Raw genomic sequence first — 16,805 nt, forward strand, 5'->3', positions numbered from 1 at the left:
GGACATGCCGCAAACGCTTTGGTTCTTCATCGCCTTCGTCATCGTTCTTGCGTTGATCGGAGTTGCCGCCTGGCTTGTTCGCCGGTTTGGCGGAAGCAGTCTCGGCGGCTCCGGAGCCAGCCGGGGGCGCATGCCGCGGCTTGCCGTGATCGATGCCGCAGCGGTCGATGGCCGCCGCAGGCTGGTGCTGGTCCGGCGCGACAACGTCGAACATCTGCTGATGATCGGCGGCCCCGCCGATCTCGTGGTCGAACCCAATATCGTACGCAGCGTGCCACAGCGTGATCAGGCGGCACCGCGCGGGCCTGCGGGAACCGAGCTTCCGCCGCGTCTGGCTCCCGACACCGGCTGGTCCGATAGCGAAGTCCCGCATACCGAGGCTTTTGAACATCGCGAGCCGTCCGCGCCGGAGCTGCCCCATCGTCCGGTGCGCGCTCCTTATAATGACGACACCCGCCGGCCCGCCCCTCCGCTGCCTGAGCGGCACAGCCCGGATGTCATGCCGAGCTTCACGCCGGAGCCGATGATTCGTCCCGAACCCTCGTTGCGTCCTGAACCGATGCTGCGTTCGGAGCCTCGCGCAATTCCGCGAAGCGAGCGCAGCGAACCGATGCCGCCGCGCATGCCGCGCTCGGGCGATGTTCCGAAAGCGCCGCCGATGCCGCCCCGTCCGCCGGTACGCCCGGCGCCCGATCCTGCTTTGTCATCAGCGGATCAGAACCTCGCCGACATGGCGCAGCGGCTCGAAGCCGCCCTGCGCCGGCCCGGCGGTGAACCTCGCCTCGACACCGCACCATCGATCGGCCCGGTCGAGCGGCCGGGCGCACCACCCGTTGCTCCTGAGGCTGCGGGGAATCGGCCCGTGCCGCGCTCCGAAGGCGCCCCGCGCCCGCCAGTTCCACCGGCGCCGCCGCCGCCCGCGCCAAAGGCTGCGTTCGAGAATCTCGAAGACGAGATGGCCAATCTCCTCGGCCGTCCGAAGCCTCCCGCGTGAGATCCTCGACATCACCGCGTAGAGTTTTATTTTTTGCCAGTCTTGTCGCCGCCGCCGGGTTCCTGATCGAACCGGCGAGCGCGCAGGATATCAGCATCAATCTGGGCCAGGGCAACGGCGGCGTCACCGAGCGCGCGATCCAGCTGATCGCGCTGCTGACGGTCCTGTCGATCGCGCCGTCGATTCTGGTGATGATGACGTCGTTCACCCGCATCGTGGTGGTGCTGTCGCTGCTACGCACGGCGCTCGGCACCGCGACCGCGCCGCCGAACTCAGTCATCATCGCGCTGGCGCTGTTCCTGACCGGATTCGTAATGGGACCGGTGCTGCAAAAAGCTTATGACGACGGCATCAAGCCGCTGGTCGCCAACCAGATCACCGTCGAGCAGGCGTTCGAGCGCGGCACGGTGCCGCTGCGCAGCTTCATGCAGAAGAATGTGCGCGAAAAGGATCTCAAGCTGTTCATGGACCTGTCGGGCGAGCCACCTGCAGCCACGCCCGAGCAGATGTCGCTGCGCATCCTGATCCCCGCCTTCATGATTTCCGAGCTGAAGCGCGCCTTCGAGATCGGCTTTCTCCTGTTTTTGCCCTTCCTCATCATCGACCTTGTGGTCGCATCGGTTCTGATGTCGATGGGCATGATGATGCTGCCGCCGGTGGTGGTGTCACTGCCGTTCAAGCTGATCTTCTTCGTGCTGGTGGACGGCTGGTCGCTGGTGGCAGGCAGCCTCGTGCAAAGCTACGGCGGCGGGTAAGTCGGCTCGCGAGACTTTCCGTTTCGTCATTGCGAGGAGCGTCAGCAACGAAGCAATCCAACTTCCTTGTCGCTATGGATTCGCTTCGCTTGCAATGACGCCTGCAGCGTCCGCCGGTCAGCGGGTCGCCTTCACCCGCTTCAGGCTGCCCGTCGGATTCGGATCGGCCTTGATTTCAGGCGGCAGTTTGGCGCGCGCCATTGCATCGGGGAAGCGGACCTTCATCTCACGCAGGAAGCCATCGAGCGTGTCGATGGTCGCCGCCATCTTCGCAATCCGCGCGAAATCCGCGCTGTTCGCCGTCGCCGGCTTCGAGGCCACGTCGAACGCTGCGCGGTCGCCGCCGTCCATCTTCGGACTGTACTTCTCGCGGAAGCGGGCAAGGCCGATGGCATCTTCCGCCAGCGCGTATCCGATCACGGCGCGAATGACGTCGCTCTTCTCGGTCGGCGACAGCGGCTGAAAATCGCGCCAGCGATCACCGTAAAGCAGTTCGATCTGCTCGGCGGACTCCCGCCAGCGCCGCGACGCCCAGTAGATATCCGACCGGAGCCGGACCGCCTCGCGGCCGCCGACGTTCGAGATGATGTCGAGCGCCAGATCGTGACGACCGATGTCGGTCTGCGCCCGCGCCTCGAGCAACAGGCGCTGCTGGCGGATTTCTCCGGCCAGATCGGCGATCCGCGTGGTGCGCAGCGCCGCGATGGCGCGATCGGGCTTGCGGTTCATCAGATAGACCATCGCCAGCCGGGAGGCGACCTGTGCGCGGGCCGAGCCTTCAAGCCGGTGATCGATTTGGTATTGTAAAAGCTCGCTCGCCTGTTCGAGCAGATCGACGGCGACAAGACGATCCGCCAGACGCCGGATCATTTCGTCGCCGCGACGGCCGATCGGCGTGAGATCGCGGAACTCATAGAACATCGCAAGCGCTTCGACGGGCGGAAGATCCTCCCCCTTCGCGCCATTGTAGATCTGCTCGAACAATGCCGACGCCTCGTCCTGCATCTTTCGCGATGCTTCGGAGTTAGGTTGCAGCATGGTCGCGGTGCGTACGGCTGAGAAAGCTTCCGAATAACGCCCCTTGACCGCGTAGAGCCGGCTCAGCATCTCCAGTGTCTTCACCTCGATGGAGTCGCCCCGCCATGTGACCGAGATGGCTTCAAGATCGCGAAGCGCATCGTCGTCGCTGATTTCGCCGCGCTTCTGGCGCAATGCAATCTGACGGACCTGCGCTTCGACCGCCGACGGACGATCGGCCGACCCTGCGGCGGTCTGAAACGCCGCCAGTGCATCCTGATCGCGGCCCAGCGCTTCGGCGAGACGCCCGCGCAACAGCGCAATCGCCGCCGTCTGCTCGGGACCGACGCCGACGACGTCAAGATCGTTGCTCCGCACCGCCGCGCCCGGATAGTCCCTCACCTCAAGCGACGCGCGGAACGCGTCCGCGATCACAATGCGCTGGAGATCGAGCGGCAGCGCCGTGATGGCGAACTCGACGTTCTTGAATTTCTCGCGCGCTTCCACCCATTTTTCCTGCCGCGCCAGAGCAAGCGCCTTCCAGAGCTGGGAATCGATATTCGCGGCTACGGCGGGGTTGGCGAGATCCGCCAGCGCAAGCGCGGGATGCCCCGCCAGCGTGCTGGCGACAGCATGAACCGTCAGCGACGAGGCTTCTTCCTCGCCCGGCTTGATCTCCGAAAACGCCAGATCGAGAATGCCCTTCGCTTCGGGATACAGTCCACGTGCGAGATAGAACCGCGCAAGGTCGACATGGACAGGCAGGCGCGCCATTCCGGTCGCCAGCGCCGCCTTTGTCAGCAGCTTGTTGCGGGTCGGAATGAACTCGGCGTTCTGATAGTCGCGCCATTCGGTGACGTCGAAGACTGGACGAATGAGCGCGGCTGCGCGCTCCGGCGCCGCTGTCGCGGTGGACAGCGTCAAACCTCCGGGCCGCGTCAGGGTCAGCGTATCCGACGAGATGCCCGCGGTGATGTCATCCGACTTCTGCTGGATCACCACACCGTGGATCGATTCGAGCAGCGAGAACTCGACAAAGTCCTGGCGCTTCATGAACCCGCGCGACGGCGCGCCCGCCGTCATCACCAGCAGCAGATCGCCGGCATCGGGATCGTTCAGCCGATGAAGCTGTCCGGGCTTTGCGAGGCTGACACTGACGCTGGCGCGTCCGGGATCGGCCATGTTGCGTGTCGCGACCAGTGGCTGCGGCGGTGCGTGTCCCTTGTCGGCGAGAACGAGAGTCCACGCACGCTCATCCCCCGTCAGGGTTGCAAGCTGCGGACGATTTAGCCGTATCCGCAGCGCGCGGCCTTTCGGCAAATCAACAGGAACGGATTCTGCGACGATCCATCCGCCCTCACGGCGGACGGCGCTGGCATCGATCGCCTGATCGGTGTCGAACACTAGCCAGATCGAGTCCGAACGGCGAAACACCGCCGCGGCGGTAGGAGTGCTGAACGGAAACGTCAGGCGGAAATCGTCACTGGTGAGCCTCGCCTCCACCGTGACCTCCGCTGCGGGATTGGCCGCAGCCTTCTCGGGCGGCGAGGCTTTCACGGCAGGCGGCGATGGCACCAGCGGCGTCTTTACGGGCGCTTCGGCAACCGCTGGAGGAGTCGGCATAGCCGTCGCGGCGTCCGGCTTCGCAACGGCCGTCTCGGCCTTCGCATCGGTCGACGGCGCGGGCGCAGCCGTTTCCGCCGGCTTGACGTCCGGCGTTTGAATCTCCGGCAGCTTGACCTGGGCTGTCTTGACTTCAGCCGGCTTGGCGTCCGCCGTCATCTGACGTGCGATTTGTTCAGACGTCGGCGGCGCGATCTCGCTGGCCTTGTCGCCCGGGATCGGCTTCAACGGTGAATTGACGGTTTTTGGCTTCTGCGCCGGCTCGAAGGCAACGTCGACGACGTAATTCTTGTCCTCGCGGAACGAGTGAATATCCGCCTCGCCGATCAGCGCGATCTCGACGCGTGCCCCGTCGCCCGCGATCTTCTGATTGATCGAGGTGATGTTCGCAGGCATCGCGATCTTCGCGTCCGCAAGATCGAACATCAGCGGCGCGGTGAACGACAACGTGAACTTCTCCGTCCCCAGCGAGGACGACACATTCACGCCGTCCGGCATTTCAAAGACAAAGCGGACGAAGGTCGGCTGAATCGATACCCGTACGCGAACCGGCGGACGCTTCGTCGCCTCATCCGCAATCTTCTGCATGCGCAAGGCGCGCTCGGCGGCCAGCGCACGCTCGGACAGCTCCTTCACAACCTCGGCCGGCAGTGCGGGCGGAAGCCCGGTCCATTTTTCCGGCAACAGATCGATGAACACGCGCTCTCCCGCGGTCATCACATTGACGCTGACTTTCTGCGTCAGCGCCATGCGGATCGCAGTGCCGTCGGGATCGCGGCGAACCGACCCGACATAGGCGGGAACGGAATCCGCAAGCAGATCGATCGGAACGTCGACGGGCTTCTTGAACTGAATGACCAGGATAGCGCCCGCGACAATCACATCGGTCGGAACGTCTTCCTTGAACTTGAGAATCAGGCGGGCATAACCGGACTGCGCCGTCAGCACTGCCTCGCCTTTGACAGGATCAGCCGGAGCGGCTGTTGCGGCGACCGACAGGCAGGACAGCAGGACGGCCAGCGCAAGCGCCGATGACCGCAGGCCACAGCAAAGCCGGCTCGCAAGAGAGCGGGCTTTCGGCCTGGTCCCTCGGGCTGGCTTAATTGTGCCGGCGGTCCTGGACATTCCCAACACGCCTCAGTTTCGGACGGGTGCTTGCGGCCTGCCTTCGATCTTGGGCAGGTCGTTCGCGGATGACGATCTATCGCCGGTTGAGCGGCGCGCCAGTTCGACCGTCAATCGCTCGGCCGCCTCCGGCTGCATCTGTCCCATGATGTCGGACATCTTGCGCGGCGCGATCTGCGACGCGATCTCGAACAGCACCGACAGTTCAAGCCGGTCGAACACCCTCGCCGCATCCTTCGGCTTCATGGCTTCGTACATCGTCACCAGGCCCTTGAAGCGCGCGGCCTCCTGTTCCTGCTTCTGCTGCCCGGCAACGGACACACGCGCCTCGGTCGCCTTCATCTCTTCGATCTTGCCCTCGATCCGCTTTTCAGCGGACTTCATCAGGCTTTCCCGGATTTCGATTTCGCGTGCGCGGGCTTCGATCTCCTGCCGCCGCGCCTGAAGGCTTTCAAGAACCGCACGTTCGGATGCAGTCACCGCGCGGTTGGGATCCGGATAGACCACCTTGTCGTCAGGAATTGGCGCGACCTCGGGAGCTGCCACGACCGGCTTGTCATCCTTGGCGGCGACCGAACCGGTGACATCCGACGAATCCAGCTTGCCCGGCGACGGGAAGTTGAAGGTCTCCTGCGCCCACGACTTCGGCTTCGGCGTATCGTTAAGGATATACCCGCCTTCAAGCAGAAGGCCCGATACCTTGAGCACGACCAGACAGCAGGTCGCGATCAAAAGTATCGGGATGATCCGGATATCGCGAAGAAGCGTTTTCATGCAGCGAGACCGGTGGCCCTTCGCCGTTCGGAGAATGCCTGGGCGGCGGCAAGCAGCGTCTTCGCATTCGACGACTTTTGCACCGGAGCAGCCGGCGTTTCGGCCTCCGCAGCCATCTCAACCTCGGGGACCGATGGCCGGGCCGCGAGCGCGATCTGGGTCAGACGGTTGAGGATCGCTTCGCCGGCCATCACCTGCTTGCTGAGTTTCGCTGACAGGGCCGTTCCGGCGGTGAGCTGAGCGCCGAGATTTTCGTCGCACTCCCGCACCGTCAGCTTCAGGCCACCGATCGCACGCTCGGCGATTTCGGTCGCCGTGATGAGTTCGGCGATCATGGCGCGCATCGACTGCTCGTCGGCCCGCAGGCGCTTGAGCCGCCGGTTCAGGAGCATGCAGTAACCGATCGTGAGCAAAAGCAGCACCGCAACCAGGCTCTCGATCACAAGTCCGAATGAGTGACTCATTGTGCCTCCATCAGTTTGGTTTGCTCGTCTTGCTTCTCGAACATCGCGTAAGTTGTGTGCGGCTTGCGCAGTGGCTTGGTGACACGAATGGCAACGCGATCGCCGACACGCCCCATCCGGCCCTCGCTGAGCGGCACGTCGCCGCAGCGGACAGTCACCAGTGCATCGGGCCGCACGTTGAGCGGCAGGGTATCGCCGACCTTCAGCATCATCAGTTGCTTGAGCGGCATATTGGCTTCATAGAGCACGGCATCGACGGCGATTTCGGCCCGCGCGATCTCGGTGGCAAGATGGCCCTCCCAGATAGGATCACGGCCGAACTTTTCACCCATGAACATCTGCAACAGCACGTCGCGGATCGGTTCGATGGTGGCGTAGGGCAGCAGAAGCTCGATGTTGCCGCCGCGGTCTTCCATGTCGATCCGCAGGCGGACCAGAATGGCGGCGTTGGCGGGTCGGCTGATGGCGGCGAAGCGCGGATTGGTCTCCAGCCGGTCGATCGTGAAGGTCACGGGCGACAGCGGCCGGAAGGCCTGCTCGGCATCGGCGAGAACGACTTCAACGAGGCGCTTGACCAGATTGGTTTCGATGGTGGTATAGGGACGGCCTTCGATGCGCAGCGACGGCTGCCCGCGGCGGCCACCGAGCAGCACGTCGATGATCGAATAGATCAGACTCGAATCGACCGTGAACAAGCCGAAGTTTTCCCACTCCTCGGCCTTGAACACCGAGAGCACGCAGGGCAGCGGGATCGAATTGAGATAGTCGCCGAAGCGCACCGAGGTGATGCGGTCCAGCGAGACTTCGACGTTGTCGGAGGTGAAATTGCGCAGGCTCGTCGTCATCAGCCGCACCAGGCGGTCGAACACGATTTCGAGCATCGGAAGGCGTTCGTACGACACCATCGCGGAATCGATGATGGCGCGAATGCCGGAATTCTCGTCGATATTGAGTTCGCCGTCGCTGAAACCGAGCAGGTTGTCGATTTCTTCCTGCGACAGGACGCGCTCGCCGCCGGCCTTGCCGATGTCGAGCGTGCGGCTGCCGTCGTCGACCATCGCGGCCCACTGCTCCGCCATGGTCTCGGTCAGCGTATTGGCTTCCGCCTCAGCCGCAGCCGCGGCCGGATCTTCGGAATCCAGCGCGCCTTCCCATTCGGCGGCTAGCGCATCCTGATCGACATCATTATCGCCCGGAGACATGTTTCAACTTCCGTCCGTCACTGAACGACGATTTCCTTGAACAGCACAGCGTTTACCTGACTGGGCGAGATCGCAGCGTTGACGCGGCGCGTCAGTTCTTCCTTCAGGCGGAACAACCCGATCGATCCGTTGAGGTCGGTTGGACGCAGTTCGCGCATGTAGGTCTGAAACAGGTCCATCACGCGCGGCATGGTCGGCTGGATCTGCGCCACCAGCGGCTGATCCTTGACCTCGAGCACAACCTTGACCTTGAGATATTGAACCCGTTCGCCCGGCGCATTCGCCAGATTGACCAGCACCTCGGGCACGTCGAGGAACACCGGCGGCTTCGGGGGCGGAGCAGCCGCGTGCTCCTCCTTGCCGTGTCCGCGCATGAAGAAGAACCAGCCGCCGCCGGCCAGCAGAAGCACCAGCGCTGCGGCGCCGCCAATCATAATGAGTTTGCGCTTGCTCTTCGGAGCGGCGGCTTCGGCACCGCCCTCTTCGACCTGATCGTCGTCTGCCATTGCCCCCGCCCGTCGTCCTGGGATGGGCTCGATGCTGCCGAACTGGCTTTAAATGACGCGATACAAAGGCCGCCGGCGCGTGAGCGCCCTCTACGTCCACCGTACGGACGCAATGGTTAACGAAATCTTTCTTTTGTCCTTTAGGTGGGAAAAATTTGCCGAGGCAACATGGTCAACAAGAGGTTATTGCCGACCCACGTCACCGCCTCGAAATCATTAAAATACTGAAATCTCTCGTATTTTTCAGTTGGCACGCCCCTCGCATTGTAGATGGCGAACCGCGGCTTGGGAGAGCCTCCACGGTTCGCACGATCCGCGTCACGCCTTGGGAGAGGCACGGCGCGGTTCAACAAGGGGAGATTGGCCGATGGAGAATACGCTTCTCGTCGCTTTGTCGCGGCAGATGTCGCTTGAGCGGCAGATCGACATCATTGCCAACAACGTGGCCAACACCAACACCAATGGTTTCAAGGCCAATAAGTCGCTGTTCGAGGAATACCTGAACACGGGCGCGCGCGAGGACAACTTCTCGGCCGGCGACCGCCGCGTCAGCTTCGTTCAGGACCGCGCGGCATATCACGATTTCACGCAAGGCCCGGCCGAGAAGACCGGCAGCCCGCTGGACGTCTCCATTGACGGCAAGGGCTTCATTGCGGTGCAGACCCCGGCCGGTGAGCGCTACACCCGCGACGGCTCGTTCCAGATCAATTCCCAGGGCCAGCTCGTCACCACCGGCGGCAACCTTGTGCTCGGCACCAATGGTCCGATCGTGTTCCAGCCGACCGACAAAGACATCGTGATCTCGAGCGAAGGCACCATCACGGTGCGCGAAGGCATCGTGACCCAGTTCGATTCCATTCGCGGCAAGCTGAAGCTGGTCAAGTTCGACAATCCGCAGCAGCTCCAGAACGAAGGCGCGAACCTGTACTCGGCGCCGGCCGGCACCACGGCACAGCCCGACCTCGCCTCGCGCTTCAATCAGGGCTTTGTCGAGAAGTCCAATGTCAGCGCCGTCGCTGAAATGACCCGCATGATGGAAGTCATGCGCACCTATCAGTCGGTCGCCTCGCTGATGCAGCAGCAGAATGACCTTCGCAAAACCGCACTCCAGACACTTGCCGACGTTCCGGCATAAGGAAACTGATCCATGCGCGCACTTTACACAGCAGCGACCGGGATGGCGGCTCAGGAGCTCAACGTCCAGGTCATTTCCAACAACATCGCGAACCTGCGCACCACCGGCTACAAGAAGCAGCGCGCGCAGTTTCAGGATCTGATCTACGAACACGTCAAGCGCGTCGGCGCGCAGGCGTCGGATCAGGGCACCATCCTTCCGGTCGGCATCGATATCGGCGGCGGCGTCAAGACCGTCGGAACGCCGCGCCTGATGACACAGGGCACGCTCAATCCGACCGGCGGCGATCTCGACATCGCCATCCGCGGCGAGGGCTTTTTCAAGATCCAGATGACCGACGGCACTTACACCTACACCCGCGACGGCTCGTTCACGACCGACGGTCAGGGCCGCGTGGTGACGGCGCAGGGCAATCCGGTACAGCCCACCATCACGATCCCGCAGAACTCGTCGCAGCTCACCATCAACCAGCAGGGCCAGGTCTCTGTGATGACACCGGGTTCGACAACGCCGACCGTGGTCGGCCAGATCGGCCTGACCCGCTTCATCAACAAGGGCGGCCTGCAATCGATCGGCGACAACCTGTTCACCGATACGCCGGCTTCCGGTCCGCCGCAAGACGGCCTCGCCAACGCCGACGGCTTCGGCGACATGCAGCAGCGCAATCTTGAATCGGCCAACGTCGAGGTCGTGTCGGAAATCTCCGACCTGATCGCCGCCCAGCGCGCCTATGAAATGAACGCCAAGGTCGTCAGCGCCGCCGACCAGATGATGCAGTCAACCACCGGCATGTTCCGCTAAGGGAGAGAGTGATGTTGCGTTCATTTGTCATCGCCGCCGCCCTCCTCGCCGCAACGTCGGGCGCCGTACTGGCGCAGTCGGAGCAGGACTCGCTTGCCTCTCCCGTCCTGCGCGCGAACGTCACCGTGGGCAGCGACGTCGTCCGCATCGGCGACGTCGTCGAGAATGCCGGAAGCGCAGCACAGATCGCGATCTTTCGCGCGCCTGACCTCGGCACCACCGGCTCGCTGCCCATCGCGCAGCTTCTTGCGGCGCTGCGCGCACATCAGGTGATCGGCGTCGACACCCGCGACCTCCGCGAGGTGTCGGTCACCCGTTCGTCGCGCACCCTTGTCTCCAAGGAAATCGAACAGCAGATCGCCCGCGTGCTGGAACGGCGCAACGGCCTCGGCGACGCCGCCAACATCTCCGTCACCTTCGAGCGTGACCTGCGCGAATTGCAGCTCGATGCCGCCTATACCGGCGACATGCGCGCGACCATCGTGCGGTTCGACCCGCGCAACGGACGCTTCGACATCACCTTCGAGATTCCCAACGACTTGACCTACAACCCGACCAAGCTGCGCTTCATCGGCACCGCGGTCGAGACCATCGAAGCAGCCGTGCTGACCCGTGCGGTGGAGCGCAACGAAATTCTGAAATCGTCGGACGTGGTGGTCGAGCGGCGGCCGAAGAGCGAAATCGGAAACGACGTGATCAACCGCGACCGTTCGGTCGGCATGCAGGCCCGCAAGCAGATGCGTGCCGGACAGGCGCTGAAAGCGGCGGACCTCGGAAAGCCGGATCTGGTCTCGCGCGATCAGGGCGTCATGCTGATCTACCAAGCACCGGGCCTCTATCTCACTGGCCGCGGCAAGGCGCTCGACAGCGGCACCGAAGGCGATGTCGTCAACATCGTCAACCTGCAATCGAAACGCACCGTTCAGGGCGTCGTGACCAGCCCCGGCCAGGTCACCATCACCGCCCCCGGCCCTCGCCTCACCACCGCAGCACTTTCGAACAGCGAGCCACCTGCCGCTCCCGAATCCAAAAAAGCCGAGTAATCAGTCATGTCGAAGTCTCACGTGTTCAATCGCCTCATCGTCGCCGGAAGTCTCCTGGCGCTCGGCACCATGGCCAGCGGCTGCTCATCCCTCGATCGTCTCGCTGCGATCGGCGAAAAGCCGAAGCTCTCGGCGATCGACAATCCGACAACCCAGGCGGGCTACAAGCCGGTGTCGATGCCGATGCCCGCGCCGCAGCCGGCCTCGTTCAATCCGAATTCGCTGTGGCGAAACGGTTCGCGCGCCTTCTTCAAGGATCAGCGCGCGCACCAGATCGGCGACATTCTCACGGTGCAGGTCAACATCACCGACAAGGCCAACATCGCCAACGAGACCCAGCGCAGCCGCACCAACTCGGAAAACTCCGGCGTCACCAGCTTCTTCGGCATCAACAAGATTCCGCTCACGAATGCACCGATCCCTCCCGGCCGCATGCTGACGGCGGATTCCACCTCGTCCAGCGACGGCAAGGGCTCGGTCAACCGGCAGGAAGCGTTGCAGACCAACGTCGCCGCCGTCGTCACCCAGTTGCTGCCGAACGGCAACCTTGTTGTCGAGGGCAAGCAGGAAATCCGCGTCAACTTCGAGGTCCGCGAACTGATCGTGGCGGGCATCGTGCGGCCGGAGGACATCCAGAGCGACAACACCATCGACTCCAGCAAGATCGCGCAGGCCCGCATCGCCTACGGCGGCCGCGGTCAGATCACCGACGTGCAGCAGGCCCGCTACGGCCAGCAGGCCTTCGACATCCTGCTGCCGTTCTAACCGCAACGCCGAAGTATCGTTTCAGCAGGCCCGATTTTCCGGAAAGGATCATGTCGCATCAATAAGAGACGGCTCCCACCGTCTCTCTCCCAGCTCCCACACCAGGCAGCGAACCTAGGCGCCGCACGGTGTTCACGACACGGCCTGCATCAGCTCCCCTGATGCAGGCCGTGATCGTTTTGAGCAAACATTTCGCCGTGTTCAGCCGGTCGCGGAGGTGATAATTTCCGCCTGCGCAAGCTGCCTACCGTTCAGCGCGGACAATCCTGCTGCTCGGCCGCCTCTGAATGGGCGTGATGCAACGTCGCAGCCTTCGCAACCTGAGCAGCCGACCGGTGAAGGAGGGTGTCATGTACGCCGCTATTCGTCAGGGTAAGGCAAAAGCCGGCATGGTCGAGGAACTGTCGCGCAGGATCAAAGAAGGCGCGATCCCGATCATCAGCAACGTCGAAGGCTTCATGGCCTATTATGTGATCTATGCGCCGGACGATACGGTGACGGCGATCAGCATCTTCAACAATTTTGCCGGCGCAGAAGAGTCGAACAAGCGCGGGCTGGCATGGATCGAGAAGGACCTCGCGCCGCTGCTCACCGGACCGGCCACCGCAGTCGCCGGACCGGTCATCGTCCACACCCTGGCATAGCGGCCTCATCCGCAGCGCGCGGCCGGGTGGCGACACGGCGATTGCGTGCTAATGTCCCGCATACAGCGGGGACAGGGCTTGGAACATTCGCAGCAACGAAACGAAGCACTCGACGGGCTTCGCGGATATGCCGCGCTGGCGGTTGCGGTCTTTCATACTGTGCTGAATGTCGATCTGAGGCTCATCGCGCGTGTCCAGGAGCAGGACTTTTCCAGCCTCGCCGGAGCCTATGACCGGCTCAACTGGCTTGTTCTTCGCACATTCAACGGAAACATCGCCGTCGCCATCTTCTTTGTTCTGAGCGGAACGGTTCTGTTCGGCAGCCTGCGCCGCTTGCAGGGATCGGCGGCAAGCCGGTCGGCAACGTTTCTGATCCGCAGATTCCTGCGGATCTATCCGCCGCTGATTGTATGTCTGGTTGTGATGACCGGCGTCTACGCGGTGTTCGGTATCCCGGTCTCGGTGCAGGGCTTCATCGAAAACGCCCTGCTCTATTCATTCCCGGTCAACGGACCGACATGGACATTGTCCGTCGAAATGCTGGCGGCGCCCGCGATGCTGGTCGCGTTCGGCGGCTATCTGATCGGGCGGGAAGCCGGACTTCTCGTCGCGGGTGTTGCCGTCGCCCTCATTCTCAATATCGGCGGCCTCAACATCGGCCCTATCAAGACCTTCTGGCCCTACTTTCTTGTCGGAATGCTGATACCGACGCGGATCGGCAGCGCGGTGGCCGGCGTCCTGCCGCACCATAGCTGGATCGTCATCATGATCGTCCTGCTGTATTTCAGCGGACCGACCACCGAGAAGATTTGCTGCGGCCTCCTGATCGCACTGCTCTATCACCGCAATGACGGCCTGCTCGGCAACATTCTCCGACGCCCCGTTGCAAGGTTCTTCGGCCGGATCAGCTACAGCTTCTATCTCTACAATGTGATGTTTCTCGAAATCATCTGTCTGTATCTGCGCAAGTCAGCACTCGCGACAACCCATCCGCTGGAGATCGGCCTTGCCGCATCGATCGTGGTCATCGTGCTGACGACGCCGATTGCCTATCTGTCAGCGAGATGGACCGAAGAACCGGCAAAAAGGTACGGCAGGACGGCGCGCGACACGCGACCCATCGCGCTCGATGAAACGCCCGCCCGGATTCAGTAATCAATCAAACACAACTGCGTCCATTACCGCCGATGCCGATTTGCGCCCGCAAGCGGTACCGTGATCCTTTGATTGAACGGAGTAACCATTTGATCACCCTGAGACGCGAATGAAGCCGGCATCGTTGGTTAGGTAACGATCATTGACCTATCTAGAGGCTCAGGATTGAACCACGGCCTCGTCGCATGATCCTTGATCAGCTATCCGTCCTTGTCGCGATCGGCTTTTCGAGCGCCTCGCTCGGCATGACCTTTCTCATGATGTGGGCGATCGGACGATCCGAGACACATCTGCTGATCTGGGCGACCGGACTTGCGCTCATCGTCGCCGGCGTCATCGTCTTCAGCACCGTCGTTGAGAACTACAGTTCGGGACTTCTGCTGACGTCGTTCCTGTTCCTGATCGGGGGATTTGGATTCCTTCACGCCGGCTGCGCCCGGTTTTGCACCGGCCAGACCAACTGGGTTTCGACAGCCGTAGCTGTCGCTCTTGCCCTCATCCCGACATCGATCGCCTTCGCTCTGGGTTACTCCGGCATCGGAACGATGATCGGGAATATCGCGATCGGTGCGCTTCTTATGCTGATCGCGCGCCACTATTGGCTGGCGCGCGCCGAATCCCGGCTCCTGATGACGGCAAATGCCCTATGTTGTATCGCCACAGCGGCATCCTTCATCGCATGCGGTTACGCACTCGCCGTTCAGGGCCAGATCATCCTGACATCCCGGCCGGCCAACTGGGCGGAGGAGATCAATTCCATCATGGCGATCGCCGGATTGACCGGTATCGGGGCGCTCTCCCTCACCCTCAATCAGATGCGGATCGCAAACCGACACAAATCGGATGCCATGAGAGACGCCCTGACCGGTCTGCTCAACCGGCGCGCGCTGTTCGACGGCCGGATGGGGATCGCGCCATCTGGAACGGCCGTCGTGATGATGGATCTGGATTACTTCAAGACGATCAACGACCGCTTTGGACACGATTCCGGCGATCGGATACTGATGGCCTTTGCCGACGTGATCCATTCGAACATCCGCGCAATCGATCTTGCCGCGCGCATGGGCGGCGAAGAGTTTTGCATCATCATGCCGGATGCAGGTCCGAAGGCTTCCGCCGCTGTTGCCGACCGCATCAGAACGCAAATCGAGGCGACGACCGTTCAAACGGAGAATGGGCCCGTTCGGGCGACTGTCAGCGCAGGAATCGCCGTTCGCTCGGTGGAGCCGGAAACACTACAGGCGCTACTTAGCAGAGCCGATGCCGCGCTGTATGAGGCCAAGGCGTCCGGCCGCAACCGCGTTCAGATCTCCGGCTTCAGCCTCGCCGCGTAGCCGGAGAATTCCGGCTCAGCGCCGCCCATAGTTGCGCACGCAGGTCCCTCCCACACCCGATGCCGAAGCCTTGCACTGCTGATAGCTTGCGTATCTGCAGTCGCCGGGGCCTGGCGAACTCTTCAGGCAATACCTGTAACCACGCGCATCGGCCTGACCGATGAATGCGAACGACGTCGCCACGAACGCCAGTGCGATCAAAAGTATCTTCACGATTATCCTCCCTTTGTTATTGGGCGCTAATTCGCGAAGGCCCCTCCTGTTCCGAAACGGAACAAAAAACCCGATGGTCTTTCGACCACCGGGCTGAAATCGGTGAACGCGTACGGCGCGAATTGCTATTCGTCGCGATAAACCTTCTCGCGCTTCTCGTGGCGCTCCTGCGCCTCGACCGACAGCGTCGCGATGGGACGCGCTTCCAGCCGCTTCAGCGAGATCGGCTCGCCGGTTTCTTCGCAGTAGCCGTAGGTATTGTCCTCGATCCGCTGCAAGGCGGCATCGATCTTGGAGATGAGCTTGCGTTGACGGTCGCGCGCGCGAAGTTCGATGGCGCGATCGGTCTCAGATGAAGCGCGGTCGGCAAGATCAGGATGATTGACATTCTCTTCCTGAAGCTGCTGAAGCGTGGTCTTCGATTCCCGGAGGATCTCTTCCTTCCAGTCGAGCAACTTCCGGCGGAAATACTCCCGCTGACGCTCATTCATGAAAGGCTCTTTTTCAGAGGGCCTGTAGTTCTTCAACTTTTCCAAGTGCGGTCCATGTCGACGTACAAGGCGGACGGAAAATGCCTGTCCGCGCGGCAGCTTATATAGCTACGACTTGTGACAGACAATATCGCGGATGGGCCGGAAAGCACCCGAATTGGGCACTCAAATATGGCCTTCCACAGGGAACCGCACCGCAGCAGAAGCACGGAAACGGCCGGAATTCCGGCCTGTCAGCGATCTTCCGGCGCAAGCCTTATTGTCCGGCCTTGGCGAGTTCGACTTCCACCCGCAGCTCGATTTCCGACAGCACCTGGTCAAGTCCGGGGTCGCCGGAGCTGGCCTTGAGGTCGGCTGCCGCGGTGCGCAAGCGGGCGACGGTGGCCGAATCGAACGAACCGGCCAGCAGGCCGATCTTGAGATCATCGAGGACATCGAGCGCGGTCCGGCCCCGCGCCACCGATCGGCGGCGGCGCTCCGTGGAATCTTCAACGCCCTGCATCGCCAGCAAGGCATCGATGCCGCTGGTGGCGCGCGGTGCTGCTGCCGGGCGGGTTTCCGCTGCCGTTCCGATGTCGCCGAGGGAAAAGGCTGTCGAGCTTGAGCGCCGCGCGTTTGCCGTGGGCGACGCCAGGTTGGCTCCATTCGGTCCGTAGATTCGCATCGTGCCTATCTCGCAAGACAACGGGTCGGGACCACCAGCTCTGCTCTTACACCGGTCCGCGGAACCCCCATGCCCAAAGTGGCCATTTATGGTTAACGGG

The 16,805-nt window shown here is 62.6% G+C and carries 17 protein-coding genes; 9 read left to right on the top strand and 8 right to left on the bottom strand.

The genetic code is table 11. The annotated features are described in order from the left end of the window. Positions 1 to 4: 4 nt before the first annotated feature. Together I554_RS0108965 and fliP are read left to right on the top strand one after the other, a co-directional pair. Positions 5 to 994, top strand: a complete 990-nt coding sequence (locus I554_RS0108965; RefSeq protein ID WP_024577047.1) for a flagellar biosynthetic protein FliO — start codon at positions 5 to 7, stop codon at positions 992 to 994. Continuing rightward, on the top strand, positions 991 to 1,749 hold the full coding sequence (gene fliP, locus I554_RS0108970) for a flagellar type III secretion system pore protein FliP (RefSeq protein WP_024577046.1): 759 nt from the start codon (positions 991 to 993) through the stop codon (positions 1,747 to 1,749). The genes I554_RS0108965 and fliP overlap by 4 nt, the downstream gene beginning before the upstream one ends. Positions 1,750 to 1,866: 117 nt before the next feature. Here the strand turns inward: fliP and I554_RS0108975 are convergent, their stop codons facing one another. Genes I554_RS0108975 through fliL form a run of 5 tightly spaced genes read right to left on the bottom strand, consistent with a single transcriptional unit; the run spans position 1,867 to position 8,460 of the window. Further along, complete coding sequence (locus I554_RS0108975; protein ID WP_024577045.1) at positions 1,867 to 5,514, bottom strand: hypothetical protein; 3,648 nt, start codon at positions 5,512 to 5,514, stop codon at positions 1,867 to 1,869. Positions 5,515 to 5,526: 12 nt separating this feature from the next. After that, positions 5,527 to 6,288 carry a flagellar protein FlbB gene (locus I554_RS0108980; RefSeq protein WP_024577044.1) on the bottom strand — a complete coding sequence of 254 codons (762 nt, stop codon included), beginning with the start codon at positions 6,286 to 6,288 and terminating at the stop codon, positions 5,527 to 5,529. Continuing rightward, positions 6,285 to 6,752 (bottom strand): DUF6468 domain-containing protein, encoded by a 468-nt coding sequence (locus tag I554_RS0108985; protein ID WP_024577043.1) that lies wholly within the window; start codon positions 6,750 to 6,752, stop codon positions 6,285 to 6,287. Before I554_RS0108985 ends, I554_RS0108980 begins: the two co-directional genes overlap by 4 nt. Beyond that, positions 6,749 to 7,954: a flagellar motor switch protein FliM gene (gene fliM / locus I554_RS0108990; protein ID WP_024577042.1), complete on the bottom strand. Its 1,206-nt coding sequence runs from the start codon at positions 7,952 to 7,954 to the stop codon at positions 6,749 to 6,751. The genes I554_RS0108985 and fliM overlap by 4 nt, the downstream gene beginning before the upstream one ends. 17 nt (positions 7,955 to 7,971) lie before the next feature. Beyond that, positions 7,972 to 8,460: a flagellar basal body-associated protein FliL gene (gene fliL / locus I554_RS0108995; protein ID WP_024577041.1), complete on the bottom strand. Its 489-nt coding sequence runs from the start codon at positions 8,458 to 8,460 to the stop codon at positions 7,972 to 7,974. Positions 8,461 to 8,827: 367 nt separating this feature from the next. On the opposite strand from fliL, the gene flgF reads away from it, so the two are divergent. The 7 genes from flgF to I554_RS0109030 all read left to right on the top strand — a co-directional run bounded on the left by flgF (position 8,828) and on the right by I554_RS0109030 (position 15,337). Further along, positions 8,828 to 9,595 (top strand): flagellar basal-body rod protein FlgF, encoded by a 768-nt coding sequence (flgF, locus tag I554_RS0109000; protein WP_024577040.1) that lies wholly within the window; start codon positions 8,828 to 8,830, stop codon positions 9,593 to 9,595. A gap of 12 nt (positions 9,596 to 9,607) precedes the next feature. Next, positions 9,608 to 10,396 carry a flagellar basal-body rod protein FlgG gene (gene flgG / locus I554_RS0109005; RefSeq protein WP_024577039.1) on the top strand — a complete coding sequence of 263 codons (789 nt, stop codon included), beginning with the start codon at positions 9,608 to 9,610 and terminating at the stop codon, positions 10,394 to 10,396. 11 nt (positions 10,397 to 10,407) lie between these two features. Beyond that, positions 10,408 to 11,439, top strand: a complete 1,032-nt coding sequence (gene flgA, locus I554_RS0109010) for a flagellar basal body P-ring formation chaperone FlgA (protein ID WP_024577038.1) — start codon at positions 10,408 to 10,410, stop codon at positions 11,437 to 11,439. A 6-nt stretch (positions 11,440 to 11,445) separates the two neighbouring features. Then, entirely contained in the window at positions 11,446 to 12,204 is a 759-nt protein-coding gene (gene flgH / locus I554_RS0109015) for a flagellar basal body L-ring protein FlgH (protein WP_024577037.1), read from the top strand. A gap of 350 nt (positions 12,205 to 12,554) precedes the next feature. Continuing rightward, positions 12,555 to 12,848 (top strand): hypothetical protein, encoded by a 294-nt coding sequence (locus tag I554_RS0109020; RefSeq protein WP_024577036.1) that lies wholly within the window; start codon positions 12,555 to 12,557, stop codon positions 12,846 to 12,848. Positions 12,849 to 12,926: 78 nt separating this feature from the next. Continuing rightward, positions 12,927 to 14,003: an acyltransferase gene (locus I554_RS0109025; protein WP_244432735.1), complete on the top strand. Its 1,077-nt coding sequence runs from the start codon at positions 12,927 to 12,929 to the stop codon at positions 14,001 to 14,003. Between the two features lie 185 nt (positions 14,004 to 14,188). Continuing rightward, positions 14,189 to 15,337: a GGDEF domain-containing protein gene (locus tag I554_RS0109030; RefSeq protein WP_024577034.1), complete on the top strand. Its 1,149-nt coding sequence runs from the start codon at positions 14,189 to 14,191 to the stop codon at positions 15,335 to 15,337. 15 nt (positions 15,338 to 15,352) lie between these two features. Here I554_RS0109030 and I554_RS26315 read toward each other — a convergent pair whose 3' ends face one another. From I554_RS26315 to I554_RS0109040, 3 genes are all read right to left on the bottom strand, one after another. Continuing rightward, entirely contained in the window at positions 15,353 to 15,550 is a 198-nt protein-coding gene (locus tag I554_RS26315) for a DUF3551 domain-containing protein (RefSeq protein WP_192817776.1), read from the bottom strand. 125 nt (positions 15,551 to 15,675) lie between these two features. Then, entirely contained in the window at positions 15,676 to 16,041 is a 366-nt protein-coding gene (gene dksA, locus I554_RS0109035; protein ID WP_006021432.1) for an RNA polymerase-binding protein DksA, read from the bottom strand. 256 nt (positions 16,042 to 16,297) lie between these two features. Then, positions 16,298 to 16,705: a flagellar assembly protein FliX gene (locus tag I554_RS0109040; protein WP_024577032.1), complete on the bottom strand. Its 408-nt coding sequence runs from the start codon at positions 16,703 to 16,705 to the stop codon at positions 16,298 to 16,300. Positions 16,706 to 16,805: the final 100 nt, after the last annotated feature.

This window comes from Afipia sp. OHSU_II-C1, from assembly GCF_000497575.1.
GTDB lineage: Bacteria > Pseudomonadota > Alphaproteobacteria > Rhizobiales > Xanthobacteraceae > Afipia.